The 15,048-nt window shown below is 69.4% G+C and carries 6 protein-coding genes; 5 read left to right on the top strand and 1 reads right to left on the bottom strand.

Going from position 1 to position 15,048, the window contains the following annotated elements; genetic code table 11:
• Nucleotides 1-532: 532 nt before the first annotated feature.
• From ACUTR7_RS02995 to ACUTR7_RS02975, 5 genes are all read left to right on the top strand, one after another.
• The gene (locus ACUTR7_RS02995) at nucleotides 533-3,826 is read left to right on the top strand and encodes a bifunctional diguanylate cyclase/phosphodiesterase (protein ID WP_445608084.1); all 3,294 of its coding nucleotides are present in this window, start codon (nucleotides 533-535) and stop codon (nucleotides 3,824-3,826) included.
• Nucleotides 3,827-3,959: 133 nt separating this feature from the next.
• Nucleotides 3,960-7,487 (top strand): chromosome segregation protein SMC, encoded by a 3,528-nt coding sequence (smc, locus tag ACUTR7_RS02990; protein ID WP_013802566.1) that lies wholly within the window; start codon nucleotides 3,960-3,962, stop codon nucleotides 7,485-7,487.
• A gap of 57 nt (nucleotides 7,488-7,544) precedes the next feature.
• The gene (locus tag ACUTR7_RS02985) at nucleotides 7,545-8,891 is read left to right on the top strand and encodes a cell division protein ZipA C-terminal FtsZ-binding domain-containing protein (RefSeq protein ID WP_141832424.1); all 1,347 of its coding nucleotides are present in this window, start codon (nucleotides 7,545-7,547) and stop codon (nucleotides 8,889-8,891) included.
• Nucleotides 8,892-8,938: 47 nt separating this feature from the next.
• Complete coding sequence (ligA, locus tag ACUTR7_RS02980) at nucleotides 8,939-11,050, top strand: NAD-dependent DNA ligase LigA (protein ID WP_445608083.1); 2,112 nt, start codon at nucleotides 8,939-8,941, stop codon at nucleotides 11,048-11,050.
• The gene (locus tag ACUTR7_RS02975; RefSeq protein WP_012205427.1) at nucleotides 11,050-12,057 is read left to right on the top strand and encodes a patatin-like phospholipase family protein; all 1,008 of its coding nucleotides are present in this window, start codon (nucleotides 11,050-11,052) and stop codon (nucleotides 12,055-12,057) included. Before ligA ends, ACUTR7_RS02975 begins: the two co-directional genes overlap by 1 nt.
• Before the next feature lie 70 nt (nucleotides 12,058-12,127).
• On the opposite strand, the gene ACUTR7_RS02970 is transcribed toward ACUTR7_RS02975, so the two are convergent.
• A complete protein-coding gene (locus ACUTR7_RS02970) occupies nucleotides 12,128-14,986 on the bottom strand; it encodes a chemotaxis protein CheW (RefSeq protein ID WP_445608082.1) in 2,859 nt (952 codons plus the stop codon).
• Nucleotides 14,987-15,048: the final 62 nt, after the last annotated feature.

Below are 15,048 nucleotides of genomic sequence, written 5' to 3'. Positions count from 1 at the left end.
GTCTCCTGCAGAGTTATGGTTGGCAGTGCACCAGGCTTGTTGCAAGCGGCATGCCATCCGACTCGAGGGGAAACCCGTGCAAGCCCCGCAGCCTGCTGCCAGAGGCTGAAGGGCTGCAGCGCCACCTGCTGCCGCGCCATCCGTTTCATTGATGTTTCAAAACTGCCGCTTCTGATTTCATGGATGAGGGCTTGTGCAATGCCTCGCCCTCCATCCCTGGTGCCCGGCAAGGCCCGGCAGGCCCGGCAGGCTCGGCACAGGGGGCCGGGTGCAAGCACCTTGCTGCCTGCAGTCTAGGGTTTGCCCGTGGAGGTCTTCAGCAAGAACGCATTCCGACGATAGAGCAAAGGCGTTTGTAGGATTTGTCTTACATATGATTTGCCTGCCGGGTGCCGAAATCCATTTATCCTCGCTCTCTGCTCCACATGGCCTGCCCGGCCTTTTCGGGTGGCTGGCCATGGGGCTGGCAACGAGTGGTTCCGTGCTCCTGGACCGATTCCCCCGTGACTGCCTATTCAGCCTTAGCCGCTCCATGTCAGCTTTTGCCCAGCGCACGCTTGTAGCCATCCGGACCGCCTGGCCAGCCGCCACCGTCATGGCGGTGGGCATGTGCCTGAGCGCCGCGCTCGCCCTGCAGCAGCAGCGGGCGCTGGAGCGCATCGACCTGCAGCGCCATACGCAACAGGCCCAGTCTGCCCGCCAGGCGCTGGAGATGCGCCTGGATGCCTATGCCGTCATGGTCCAGCATGTGGCCAACCAGCTGGCCGCCTCTCCCGAGATGGGGCAGCAGGCCTTCGCGCGCATTGCGCAGGCGCTGCGCATACAGATACAGCCCGGCATGCAGGCGCTGACCTTTACGCGGGCCGCAACGGAGCGCGATCCGGCCAGCCAGGATCCGTCGGCCTCGTTCAGGCCCGATCCCCACTATTTCTTCATCGACTATCTCTGGCCGGTGGAAGGCAATGAATCCATCGCCGGCCTGGACATGCACGACCGCCCCAGTCTCATGGCCAGCATGCTGCGCAGCCGGGACAGCGCGGCCGCCGTGGTCTCGGCGCCGTTTGCCATGAAGCAGCCCGGCGAGCATGCCACCGCCGTGCTGGTGCGCGCGCCCGTCTTTGCGCTGGCGGACCACCAGTCCCCGGATGGCACGGCCGCGCATCCGCTGTTCCTGGGAACGGCCGACGTCAGCATTCGTGTGCACGATCTGGTGCAGGACCTGCATGAGCGCGGCTTCCTGGGCCGGCTTGCGCTGGCCATGCATGACGCAGGCCCGGTCTCGCCCCTGCCGCCGGCCGGCGTATCGCCGCTGCCGCTGTATCTGGGTGCTGCCTGGCCCGAGCGCGGGCAGGAAGCGGTAGGCCTGGGCGACACCGGCCAGGTGGTGCTGGAGCAGACGCTGCAGGCCCAGGACCGGCTGTGGCGGCTGAACTTCATTCCCGTGAGCACGGCCCTGTCCTGGACCGAGCGTGCCCAGCCCCTGGTGCTGTTTGCGCTGGGCATGCTGGTGTCAGTCCTGCTGGCCTCGCTGGCGGCAGCCTGGTGGCGGCGCCATCCGTCCAGCTGGGCGCAGCTGCGTGCCTCTTCCCGCAGCATGCGCGAGAGCGATGCCCGCTTTCAGGCACTGTTCGAGCAGGCCGCCGTGGGCGTGGTGCAGATCGACGCGGCCAACGGCAATGTCCTGCATGTGAACCGCAGGTATTGCGACATCACCGGCCACGAGGCACAGCAGCTGTGCCAGCGCCCCCTGCTGGCCCTGGTGGCCGCCGAAACGGTGGAGGGCGACAGGCTGCTGCTGCAGGAACTGGCTGCGGGCCAGCGCCGTGCCCTGCAGATCGAGCGGCAGCTGCGGCGCAGCGACGGCAGCCTGGTCTGGGTGGAACTGCACATCTCCGCGCTGGGCCACGGCCCATCGTTGCGGCTGATGGCCCTGGTGCAGGACATCAGCGCGCGCCGCCACTTGCAGCAAATGCAGCGCGACGGATCGCGCCACCTGCGCATGGTCATCCAGCGCCTGCCCCTGGGCCTGGCCATGCTGCAGGAGGATGGCCGCTTCGCCTACTGGAACGAGGAATTCATGCGCCTGGCAGGCCATGGCGCCACGGCCGGCATGGATGGCGACGGCTGGTGGCGCAACATGTGCCCGGATGAAGCACGCCGCCAGCGCATGCAGCGCCGCTTCGAAGCCGCGCAGGCGCGGGCGCGCGTTGCCCAAAGCCCCCATGGCAGCGAGTCCGACAGCTGCGGCACCCTCAACTCCGAGGAGTACCAGCTCATAGGCAGCGACGGCTGCGCGCGCTCCGTATCCATCGGCGGCATGCTGCTGGACGAAGGCTGCCTGCTGATCCTGCAGGACCAGAGCCAGCGCAAGACCGCCGAAGAGGAAATTCGCCGCCTGGCCTTCTACGATGCGCTCACCGGCCTGCCCAACCGCCGCCTGCTGGTGGACCGGCTGCAGCAGGCGCTGGCTTCCAGCCGCCGTCGCGGGCGCGGGCGCTGTGGCGCCGTCATGCTGCTGGACGTGGACAACTTCAAGGCCTTCAACGACAGCCTGGGGCTGGAACTGGGCGACGTGCTGCTGCGCATGATTGCCGAGCGACTGGCCCAGTCCCTGGGCCGCGAGGCCACGCTGGCCCGCCACAGCGGCGATGACTTCGTCGTGCTGCTGGAGGACCTGGGCAAGGACTCCATGCACGCCGCCTCCAAGCTCGAAGGCGAGGTCCAGCGCATGCGTTCGCTGCTGCTGCAACCGTTGCAACTGAGTGGCCAGTCCTGCCACATCACGCTGAGCATAGGCGCCAGCCTGTTCGGCGAACAGGAACTCAGTGCCGACGAGGTCCTGCGCCGTGCCGAGATGGCCATGTACCAGGCCAAGGGCATGGGGCGCAACACGCTGCAGTTCTTCGATCCGCAACTGCAGGCCGTGCTCAGATCGCGCACGGCCATGGAGCAGGAAATGCGCGAGGGCCTGGTGCGCTCGCAATTCGTCCTGTACTACCAGCCGCAGGTGGCGAACGGGCGCATCGTCGGCGCCGAGGGCCTGCTGCGCTGGAATCACCCGCGCGAAGGGCTGGTGCCTCCGTCGCTCTTCGTCTCGCTGGCCGAGGAAACGGGCCTGATCCAGCAACTGGGCGAATGGGTGCTGGGCGAGGCCTGCCGGCAACTGGCGCAATGGGCGGCGGAGCCGGACATGGCCTGCCTGATGCTGGCCGTCAACGTCAGCCCGCGCCAGTTCCACCAGGCGCGCTTCGTGGAGCAGGTGCTGCAGGCGCTCAAGGAGCACGGCGCCAATCCGCGCCTGCTCAAGCTGGAGCTGACCGAAAGCCTGCTGCTGGCCGACGTGGACGACACGGCGGCCAAGATGGCCACGCTCAAGGCACACGGCGTGGGATTCTCGCTGGACGACTTCGGCACCGGCTACTCCTCGCTGGCCTATCTCAAGCGCCTGCCGCTGGACCAGCTCAAGATCGACCGCAGCTTCGTGCGCGACGTGCTCAGCGACCCCAACGACGCGGCCATTGCGCGCACCATCGTCGCCCTGGGCACCAGCCTGGGCCTACAGGTCATCGCCGAGGGTGTGGAGACCGAGGCGCAGCGCCAGTTCCTCGAAGACCAGCACTGCCACGCCTGGCAGGGCTACCTGCTCAGCCCGCCCGTGCCCGTGCGCAGCTTCGAGGCACTGGTGCGCCAGGCCATCGTGTCGCGCCCTCCGGCCCTGAGCCCGGCGAACCTGCCGCAGGAGGCGCAGGAGGCGCAGGACCGGCCCCAGGTGGTGGAGTGCACGGATGGCAGCGGGGTGCCGGACGCCCCCTCAAACCATTCTTGACATTCGACACGGCCCCGCGCGGGCCGCTTTCCATTCTTGAGCAGGGGTGGCGCGCGGTATCATTCCGAGCTTCCCTGTTGTTCCCCCACGTCCTCATTCGTCCGTTCGCCGCGGACCGCCATCTGCCTGCATCGTGCGCCTGAATTCCATCAAGCTGTCCGGCTTCAAGTCCTTCGCCGAGCCCACCAACTTCATGCTGCCGGGGCAACTGGTGGGCGTGGTGGGCCCCAACGGCTGCGGCAAGTCCAACATCATGGATGCGGTGCGCTGGGTGCTGGGCGAGAGCAAGGCCAGCGAGCTGCGCGGCGAGTCCATGCAGGACGTGATCTTCAACGGCACCACGCACCGCAAGCCGGCCAGCCGCTCCAGCGTGGAGCTGGTGTTCGACAACAGTGACCACCGCGCGGGCGGCCAGTGGGGCCAGTTCGGCGAGATCGCCGTCAAGCGCGTGCTCACGCGCGAGGGCAACAGCAGCTACTTCATCAACAACCAGGCCGTGCGCCGCCGCGATGTGCAGGACGTGTTCCTGGGCACGGGCCTGGGCCCGCGCGCGTACGCCATCATCGGCCAGGGCACGATCAGCCGCATCATCGAGTCGCGCCCCGAGGAACTGCGCCTGTTCCTCGAAGAGGCCGCAGGCGTGTCCAAGTACAAGGAGCGCCGGCGCGAGACCGAGAACCGGCTCTCGGCCACCACCGAGAACCTCACGCGCGTGGAAGACATCCTGCGCGAGCTCAACAACAACCTCGACCGGCTGGAAAAGCAGGCCGAGGTGGCGGCCCAGTACAACGCGCTGCAGTCCCAGGTCACGCTCAAGCAGCAGCAGCTGTGGTTCCTCAAGCGCGCCGAGGCCGAGGCCGAGCAGGACCGCGTGCGCGTGGAGGGTCTGCAGGCCGTCAACGAGCTCGAAGAGCGCATGGCCGACATCCGCAACAACGAAAGCGGACTCGAAACCCTGCGCCAGGCGCACTACGACGCCAGCGACCAGGTCAACCAGGCCCAGGCCAAGCTCTACGAATCCACTGCCGAAGTCGGCAAGCTGGAGGCCGAGATCCGCTACGTGCTCGAAGGCCGCCAGCGCGTGCAGCAGCGGCTGCAGCAGCTGTCCGAGCAGGTGCTGCTGTGGAACAGCCGCCGCGAGGAAGCCGAAGCCGAGATCGAGAACCTCGAAGGCGCCGGCATGGACGCCGAGGAACAGGCCGAGATGCTGGCCGCCCAGGTCGAGGAGCAAAGCATGCGCCTGCCCGACCTGGAGGACGCCCTGCGCAATGCCCAGAAGGCCGACACCGACCAGCGCGCCAGCGTGGTCCAGGTGCAGCAGCAGATCCAGGTGCTGGCCGCCGAGCAGCGCAGCCTGGACGAGCAGCGCCGCCAGTTCGAGACCCGCTTCGAGCGCCTGCGCGCCGACCGCAACGCGCTGGAGACGCCCGACGAGGCCCGCCTGAACAATCTGCAGTCCCAGCTGGAAGAGGCGCGCGAACTGGCTGAAATGGCCGATGCCGTGCTCAACGAGCTGCAGGACTCCGTGCCCCAGCTCGACGAGGACCGCCGCACGCGCCAGCAGGCCGTCAACGCCGAGGCCGCGCGCCACGCGGACCTGTCGGCGCGGCTGGAAGCGCTCAAGGCCCTGCAGGAAAAGGTCAAGACAGACGGCAAGCTCCAGCCCTGGCTGGCCAAGCACGGCCTGGACGGTATGCAGGGCCTGTGGAGCCGCATTGCCATCGAGCCCGGCTGGGAAAACGCGCTGGAGGCCGCGCTGCGCGAGCGCCTGGGCGCACTCGAAGTGGGCCGGCTCGACATGGTGCGTGGCTTTCTGGGCTCAGGCGGGCACGATGCGCCGCCCGCGCGCCTGGCCTTCTTCAGCCCCCCGCAAGGCGCACCCGCGCCGGCCGCCGGCCGCTGGCAGCACCTGTCGGACCTGCTGCGTGTGAACGATGCCGGCCTGCGTGCCGTGCTCGGCGACTGGCTGCAGGACTGCTACACGGCGCCCACGCTGGAAGAGGCGCTGTCGCGCCGCAGCGAACTGCGGCCCGGTGAAACCGTCTACGTGCCCACGGGCCATGCCGTCAGCAGCCACAGCGTGAGCTTTTATGCGCAGGACTCGGAGCAATCCGGCCTGCTGGCACGCGCCCAAGAAATCGAGCACCTCGAAAAGGAAGTGCGCGCCCAGGCGCTGATCTCCGACGAATCGCGCACGGCCCTGGTGCGTGCCGAAAGCGCCTATGCCGAGGCCTCGCAGCGCCTGGTCAGCGCCCGGCGCGAGGCCAGCGAATCGCAAAGCCGTGCCCACGAGCTGCAGGTCGAAACCCTGCGTCTGTCGCAGCTGGCCGAGCAGGCCCGCGCGCGCAATGCCCAGATCAGCGCCGACCTGGCCGAGGTCGAGGCCCAGCTGTCCGACATCGAGGAGCGCCGCGTGGCGGCCGAGGCCCGCTTCGAGGAACTGGACATGCAACTGGCCGACAGCCAGGAGCGCCATGCCCAGCTCGGCGACAAGGTGCTGGAGTCCGAGCGGCGCCTGAACGAATCGCGCGAGCAACTGCGTACGCTGGAACGCCAGGCCCAGGAGGCCACGTTCTCGCGCCGCAGCCTGGAGGCGCGCCGGGGCGAACTCAGCCGCACCATAGAGACGGCCAGCCAGCAGGCCCGCTCCCTGGCCGACGAGCAGCAGCGCGCGCAGGACGAGCTCACGCGCCTGACCGATGCCGCGGCCCAGGGCGGCCTGCAGGATGCGCTGGATTTGAAGATGCAGCGCGAGCAGGCCGTGGCCGCGCGCCGCAGCGAATATGACGACCTGACCAACAAGCTGCGCGCCAGCGACGAACGCCGCCAGCAACTGGAAAAGGCGCTGGACCCGCTGCGCCAGCGCATCACCGAATTCCAGCTCAAGGAGCAGGCCGCGCGCCTGGGCCTGGAGCAGTACTCCACCTTGCTGGAAGAGGCGGGCGCCGACCTGGCCGCCGTCTCCCAGTCCATTGCCGAGGCCAATGTGCGCATGCACGGCCTGCAGGGCGAGATCGACCGCCTGCACCGCGAGATCGCGGCCCTGGGCGCGGTCAACCTGGCGGCGCTGGACGAGCTGAAGCTGGCGCGCGAGCGCAAGACCTTCCTCGACGCGCAGACCGAGGACCTGACCCAGGCCATGAACACGCTGGAAGATGCCATCCGCAAGATCGACGCCGAGACGCGCGAGCTGCTGTCGGGCACCTTCGAGACCGTGAACGGGCACTTCGGGCGCATGTTCCCCGAGCTGTTCGGCGGCGGGCAGGCCAAGCTGGTCATCACGGGCGATGAAATCCTGGACTCGGGCGTGCAGGTGATCGCGCAGCCGCCCGGCAAGAAGAACCAGACGATTCACCTGCTGTCCGGTGGCGAGAAGGCGCTGACGGCGATTGCCCTGGTCTTCGCCATCTTCCAGCTCAACCCGGCGCCGTTCTGTCTGCTGGACGAGGTGGACGCGCCGCTGGACGATGCCAACACCGAGCGCTATGCCAAGCTGGTGGCCAGCATGAGCAAGAGCACGCAGTTCCTGTTCATCAGTCACAACAAGATCGCCATGGAAATGGCCCAGCAGCTCATCGGCGTGACCATGCAGGAGCAGGGCGTGTCCCGCATCGTGGCCGTGGACATGGAGTCCGCGCTGTCCATGGCTGAGCTATCCTGAGCATGTCCGCAACCTTTCAAACCCCTTTGCTGGAACGACGTTTCATTCCTTCATTCCATGAGTAACCTGCAAATCAGTCTGGCCGTCCTGGGCTTTGTGGTGCTGGCCCTGATCATTGCCTACAACAGCTGGTCCGCGCGCCGCAATGCACCCAAGCGCGCCGACCCCGTCGATGAAGCGCAGCGCGATCCCTCGCGCCATGAGCCCGGCATGGACACCGTGGGCCACGGCCCGGACCTGACGCACAGCCTGCGCGAGCCCGTGCTGGGCGACTTCGGCACCGCCGCGCCGGGCCAGAGCCTGGCCTCTGCGGACCGCTTTGCCGAAACCGACGCCGAGCTGGCCCATCTGGTCCAGCTCGAAGAGCAGCAGCGCCAGGCCGCGGCCCAGGCTGCGCTGGCGGCCAAGGCCGCCCAGGCAGTGCAGTCCGCGCAGGCCGCCCATGTCCTGCAGGCGGGCGAAGACGCCAGCGCTTCGGCACCCGCATCTGAATCTGTGTCCGCGCCTGCGGCGTCCCCATCGGCACCGCAGTCCATCGAGCCTTCCCTCAACGACGCGGCCCTGACCAGCGCGGCCGCCAGCCGCCCGGGCCTGGATGCGCTGATCGACGCCATTGCTCCCGTGCAGGTCGGCCAGGCCGTGCCTGGCGAACTGGCGCTGCAGGCCCAGCCCGCCACGCGGCGCGCGGGCAACAAGCCCTTTGCGATCGAGGGCATGAACCAGTCCACCCACCAGTGGGAGCCGCTGCAGCCCGGCCAGCGCTACCTGGGTTTTCAGGCCGGCGTGCAGCTGGCCAACCGCACGGGTGCGCTCAACGAGATCGAGTTCTCCGAGTTCGTTGCCAAGGTGCAGCGCTTTGCCGACGCGCTGGGCGCCACGCCCGACGTGCCCGACATGCTGCAGGAAGTGGCGCGAGCGCGCGAGCTCGACCAGTTCGCCAGCGAGCACGACGCCCAGCTCACCTTCATGCTGCGCGCACGCCAGGCCTCCTGGAGCGCGGGCTACGTGCAGCAGAACGCATCGCGCCAGGGCTTTCTGCCGGGCTCCATGCCCGGGCGCATGGCCCTGCCTTCGCCCACGCCCGGCATGCCGCCGGTGCTGGTGCTCAACTACGACCCGCAGGCGGCGATGGCCGACGACCTGGACACCTCGGTGGTGCGCGAGTTCCTGCTGAGCCTGGACGTGCCCCAGGTGCCGCGCGGCGAGCAGGCCTTCGTGCAGTTGCGCCAGGTGGCCGAGCGCCTGTGCCAGACCATGGACGGCGTGCTCTGCGACCAGAACGGCTACCTGCTGCCGGCCATGGCGCTGGACCCCATCCAGCACGACCTGGAACATCTCTATGACAAGCTCGACAGCCGCGAGCTGTCGGCGGGCTCCATGCTGGCGCGGCGACTGTTCAGCTGACGCGGCGCGGTGCCCCTGGTGCACAACAGGCTCCTGGCCTCAACCCCATGAATGACAATCTGGATCTTTTCTCCGGCGCAGCCCCTGCGGCGCCGGAGTCCGGGGCCGCCCCCGACAAGGTGCTGGCCAAGGTGCAGGCGCTGCGCGCCCAGCTCAACCAATGGGCGCATGAGTACTACGTGCTGGACACGCCCACCGTGCCCGACGGCGAGTACGACCGCGTCTTCCAGCAACTGCAGGCGCTGGAAGGTGCCTACCCCGAACTGGTCACCCCGGATTCGCCCACGCAGCGCGTGATCGGCGCCGTGCTCGACGGCCTGATGCCCGTGCGCCATGCCGTGCCCATGCTCAGCATCCGCACCGAGACCGACAACGAGGCCACGGGTGCCGAGGCCTTCGACGCACGCATCCGCAAGGAGCTGGAACTGGCCGAAGGCGCGCCGCCCGTGGAGTACGTGGCCGAGCCCAAGTTCGACGGCCTGGCCATGAACCTGCGCTACGAGAACGGCCGCCTGGTGCAGGCCACCACGCGCGGCGACGGCGAGGTGGGCGAGGACGTCACCCACAACATCCGCACCATCCGCAAGATTCCGCTGTCCCTGCCCGAAGGCAAGGGCGTGCCGCCCGTGGTCGAGGTGCGCGGCGAGGTCTACATGGGCCGCGCCGACTTCGTCAAGCTCAACGAGCGCCAGCAGGCCGCCGGCGGCAAGAGCTTTGCCAATCCGCGCAATGCGGCCGCAGGCTCGGTGCGCCAGCTGGACTCGGGCATTGCGGCGCAGCGCCCGCTGTCCTTCTTCGCCTATGGCCTCGGCGAGATCACGCCGGCCGCGCAGGGCGGCCCCGACTTCGTCACCCACTACGCCATGCTGCAGACGCTGCGCAACTGGGGCTTTCCGGTGGCGCCCCAGGTCTGCATCGCCAAGGGCGCGGCCGAGCTGGTGGCCTTCCACCAGCGCATGGGCGCCGAGCGCGCCACGCTGCCCTACGAGATCGACGGCGTGGTCTACAAGGTCAACAGCCTGGCCCAGCAGCGCCAGCTGGGCTTTGTCTCGCGCGAGCCGCGCTGGGCCGTGGCCCACAAGTACCCGGCCGAGGAAATGCCCACGCGCATGGAAGGCATCGACATACAGGTCGGCCGCACGGGCAAGCTCACGCCCGTGGCGCGCCTGGCCCCCGTGGCGGTGGGCGGCGTCATCGTCACCAATGCCACGCTGCACAACCTGTTCGAGATCCGCAAGAAGCGCGTGCGCACGGGCGACACCGTGGTCGTGCGCCGCGCCGGTGACGTGATCCCCGAGGTCGTGGGCCGCGTGCCCGGCGACCGGCCGGCCTATGTGTCCAACTTCCGCATGCCCGCTGCATGCCCCATCTGCGGCAGCGCCGTGGCGCGGCCCAAGGGCGAGGCCAACCACCGCTGCACGGGCGGCCTGTTCTGCCCGGCGCAGCGCAAGGAGGCCATCCTGCACTTTGCCGCGCGGCGCGCCATGGACATCGAGGGCCTGGGCGACAAGCTGGTGGACCAGTTGGTGGACGGTCACGTGGTGCGCACGCTGCCCGACCTCTACCGCCTGGGCCTGGTGGCCCTGGCATCGCTGGACCGCATGGCCGAGAAGTCGGCCCAGAACGTGCTGGACGCGCTGGAAAAATCCAAGAAGACCACGCTGGCGCGGTTCCTCTTCGGCTTGGGCATCCGCCAGGTGGGCGAGTCCACGGCCAAGGACCTGGCCCGCCACTTTGGCCAGCTGGACGCCATCATGGACGCCAGCGTCGAGCAACTGCTGCAGGTGCGCGACGTGGGGCCCATCGTGGCCGAAAGCATCCACACCTTCTTCGCCCAGCCCCACAACCGCGAGGTGGTCGAGCAACTGCGTGCCTGCGGCGTGCACTGGGAAGAGGGCGCGGCGCGCGAGCAGACCGCCCAGCCGCTGGCCGGCATGACCGTGGTGCTCACCGGCACGCTGCCCACGCTGGGCCGCGACCAGGCCAAGGAGATGCTGGAGGCCGCTGGCGCCAAGGTCTCCGGCTCGGTCAGCAAGAAGACCAGCTATGTGGTGGCCGGCGCCGAGGCCGGCAGCAAGCTGGCCAAGGCCGAGGAACTGGGCGTGACCGTGCTGGACGAGGCCGGCATGCTGGCGCTGCTGGCGGGCGGGGACCGCTGATGGCGCTGAGTCCGCGCAAACCCGTGGTCGGCCTGGCGTTGGGCAGCGGGTCGGCGCGTGGCTGGGCGCATTTCGGCGTGCTGCGCGCGCTGGAGGATGCGGGCCTGAGGCCCGACATCATCTGCGGCTCGTCCATCGGCGCCCTGGTCGGTGCCTCCTATGCGGCTGGCGAGATGCAGCGCTTCGAGGAATGGGTGCTGGGACTGGGCATGCGCAAGGTGTTCGGTTTCATGGACTTCAACATCACGGGCGGCATGCTCAAGGGCGAGAAGCTGATCGCGTTCTGGCGCGAGCACTTCGTGGACTCGGCCATCGAGGACCTGAAGATTCCCTTCGGCGCCGTGGCCACCGACCTGCATTCGGGCGCCGAGGTCTGGCTGCGCAAGGGCTCCATCGCCGATGCCGTGCGTGCCTCCATCGCGCTGCCCGGCCTGTTCACGCCCGTGCAGCGCGAGGGGCGGCTGCTGGTCGACGGCGGCATCGTCAACCCCGTGCCCGCCTCGCTGGCGCGCGCCATGGGCGCGGACATCGTGATCGCGGTCGATCTCAATGCCGACATCATGCGGCGCCACATGCGGCCGCTGGTTCCCTCCGCCGCCATGGCTGCCGCGCCGCCACTGGAGGAAGCCCCGCCCGCTGTGGAGCAGGGCGTGGCGCCCGAGGACCTGGCCGGCCAGGCCAGCGCCGTGGCCGGCACGGCCTGGGTGCGCAGGCTGCAGCGCGGCGTGATGGGGTGGATGCCCGGACACCACCGCGACGAGGCAGGCCGCGAGACCGAGCCCCCGCCCCGGCCGCCCTCGCTGCTGGACGTGGTGATGACCAGCGTCAACATCATGCAGATGCGCATCACGCGCAGCCGCATGGCGGGCGACCCGCCCGAGCTGGTGATCGCGCCGCGCCTGTCCCACCTGGGCCTGCTGGACTTCCACCGCGCCCGCGAGGCCATCGACGAAGGCTACGAGGCAGCGCAGGCCGCGTTGCCGGGCCTGCGCCACTGGGGCCTTTGAGGCGTTACAGGCGCGGCACACCCGACAGGCCCGGCGCGCCCGACATGCCCATAGGCCCGACACGCCCGGGCTACGCCGCCTCTCTTTCCACGCTGACCGCATTGCGGTCGGCATTGGCCGCGGCAACGCGCGAAGGCTGCAGCCTTCGCATCAGCGCGGCGGGGTCCAGGCACTGGATCAGCGGCAGGCCCGAATCGGCATGCACCAGCTTGCGCACCAGGGCCGTCGCGGTGTCGGCCGCGTTCAGCATGGGCGAATCCACCAGCGCGCTGGCTGGCAGCCGGTGCACGCCCTGCAGCGCGCTGACCAGCAGGCCCACGCGCAGGCCGCCATGCTGGACCACGATGACCTGTGACTGCTCGGTGACCACGCCGGGCTGGCCCTGCAGCAGCGCGGCCAGGTCGAACACCCAGACATAGCCGCTGACGCTGCCCTGGCTGCGCCGTGCCAGCGCGCCCACGCAAAACGGCAGCCGTCCTGCCGCCACGGGCGAGATGGCGCTGGCGGGCAGGGCCTCGCAGACATCGCCCGCGCGCAGGGCCAGCAGGCTGGCGCCCACGTAGAAGCTGGCCAGTTCCACAGGCGCGTCGCCGCTGCCATGCGCGGCGCGCCCGTGCCCGTGCGTAGCGGGCCGGGCGCCATCCAGGCGGGTGGCCGACGCCAGGCGCAGCGCGCGGTTGCGCGCATCGGCATGCACGGGGCCCAGCCGCTGCAGGCTCAGGCTGACGAGGCCTGCCAGTGTGTCGTCCGTTGCGCTTTCTTTTGCATCGCGTGCCGCGCCCTGGTCCAGCCGGAACTCGCGGTAGCCGCGCCCGGCGGCCATGCCGACGATGCAGTAGTGGCCTTCGATCTCCTCGATGCTGCTGCGCACCTCGCCATCGGCCAGCGATGCCAAGCCGGCCACGCCTGCGATGCAGCTACCCAGCGGGCGCCCTCCATGGCTGGCAGCGACGATGCGCCCGTCACGCGCCACGTAGAACGCTTCCATCGGCAGGCGCGGCAGGCCGCTGTCTTCGGGATCGGAGGCTGCGGCCTGCTCTGCCGTTGCCGCCTGCTCTGGCGCTGCGGCCTGCAGCATGGCCTGCAGCTCCCGCCGCGTGTGGAACAGCAGGGCGATGCCGCCGATGACGGGGCCCTGATCGCCGCCGTGTGCATGTCCGTGCGCCTGTTCACTCCCAGGCGATGGCGCGCGCAGCGCGGCATGGTAGACATGGACGGGCAGGCCTCCATCGTCCATCTCCTGCACGTGGTAGGCCTGGGCATCGCGCAGCAGCACAGTGGCCTGCAGGGCCGATGCCTGCACGCGCGTGCCGGGAGCCAGGGGCAGGCCGGCCTCGTCCTCATGGCTGCAGGCCAGCACCAGGCCCTGGGCGTCGTACAGCGCAATGCGCGCATAGACGGTGTACAGCGCATTGAGCTGCTCCAGCAGCCGCTGCGCGCTGTCGTGGGCCTGTACCGACAGGGCCAGGCAGCCGCTGTTGTCCTCCAGCACCTTTTGCAGGCCGGGCGTCAGGGCCCACCAGCGGCAGTCGTTGGCACGTTCATAGAGATTGCGCTCCAGCAGGTCCATCAGCAGCCGGTTCAGCGTGCTGTGCTCCTGCAGCCGGGTGGACAGCGCGGTCTCGTGCAGGCCGTGAATGGCGCGTGTGAACACGGCATGGGTCAGGTCGCCGGTCTCGCCCATCTGCTCCAGCACGGCCTGCAGCGGGTCCGGGTGGGCCGTGCCCTGCACCGGGGACCCCGGCGCCTGGCTGGCAGCCAGCACTTGGCCATTCCAGACCACGCGGCGTATGTCGTCGGCCGCGCGGGCCATGGCGTGCAGCGGCGGGCAAAAGCCGCGCGCCTGGGCCATCAGCCCCTCGGCAATGGCCGGCTCCAGCGCCTGCAGGACCTGCGGTCTTTGCTGCGTGGCGAAGGCCAGGTCCAGCGGTGCCATCACCTGGGTCTGCCAGCCCTGCGGCCCCGCATAGCCCTGGTAGGGCAGGGCGCGCGCCGTGCGCACCAGGTAGGTGCGGCCTGCATGGATCAGCGGCTGCACGGCATCACCATGGTGCATGGGCACGCGGCTGCCGGGGGCTATCCAGTGGGCATCGCTGCTGGCGATGACCAGTCCGCCGTCGTCCAGCAGCAGCCCCACCTGGGCGCGCGGCCCGCCAGAGGCAAAGATGGCCTGCATCTCGGCGGCGAAGTCGAAGCTCAGGCACAGCACGCCGAGCACCGCCATGGTGCGTGGGTGCAGCAGGCGCTGCGCGTAGATCAGGCGGTCTGCGCCGGGCAGCACGCAACTGGCGCCGAAATGGCTGACATGGCCGGCCTGCTGCAGGGACTGCTGGAACCAGGCCTCGGCACAGGGCGGTGGCGGCTTGCGGCCTGCCTGCGCCTGGGCACGTGCGCAGACCTGGCCCTGCGTGTCCAGCAGCAGGATGTCGTCATACACCGTGTACTTGGCTCGGTAGCTCTGCAGGTGCGCCTGCAAGTGCGCCTGCAGCGGTGCCTGCCATGCGCGCAGACCGCCGGCCGCCATGTCGGGCAGGCCACAGTCATCGCCATCGCCATCGCCATCGTCAAGCCGGGCCATGGCCTCGCACAGCACGGTATCGGCGGCGAGAAAGCCGACATCGGCCGTGCGCTCGTACAGGCTTCGCACCAGCAGATCGATGGCATGGGCGGACTGCATGCCCAACTGGGCCATGGCCTCCTGCGCGGACTGCGCCAGCTGCGACTGCAGCAGGCCTTGCTCCAGCTGCTCCAGTCCCTGGCGCGTGTCGGTGAGCATGGACACCAGGGCCTGCCCCTGCTGCGAGGCCTGCATGCGGGCCGAGGCTTCGATGAGCCGCCACATGAGCCGTATTTCGCGCAGGTCGGCGGCGTTGCGGTTGAGTTCCCGCAGGTGGGGAAGAATCAGGTCGGTTGGCAGGGATGTGGCCATGGAGCGCTCCGCAGTCAGGTTCAGGCTGGGTGAAACCCGCTTTCCCCGATCAGGGAAAAGCC

It is taken from the genome of Delftia sp. NA_296.1 (assembly GCF_052692095.1).
The sequence above is the reverse complement of the archived record's forward strand: the minus strand, read 5'-3'. Positions and strand labels throughout refer to the sequence as shown.

Bases quoted from the DNA above. Each gene is read 5' to 3' on its own strand.
- ACUTR7_RS02995 (WP_445608084.1), top strand. From the start codon at position 533: ATGTCAGCTTTTGCCCAGCGCACGCTTGTAGCCATCCGGACCGCCTGG.
- ACUTR7_RS02985 (WP_141832424.1), top strand. From the start codon at position 7,545: ATGAGTAACCTGCAAATCAGTCTGGCCGTCCTGGGCTTTGTGGTGCTG.
- ligA (WP_445608083.1), top strand. From the start codon at position 8,939: ATGAATGACAATCTGGATCTTTTCTCCGGCGCAGCCCCTGCGGCGCCG.
- ACUTR7_RS02975 (WP_012205427.1), top strand. From the start codon at position 11,050: ATGGCGCTGAGTCCGCGCAAACCCGTGGTCGGCCTGGCGTTGGGCAGC.
- ACUTR7_RS02970 (WP_445608082.1), bottom strand. From the start codon at position 14,986: ATGGCCACATCCCTGCCAACCGACCTGATTCTTCCCCACCTGCGGGAA.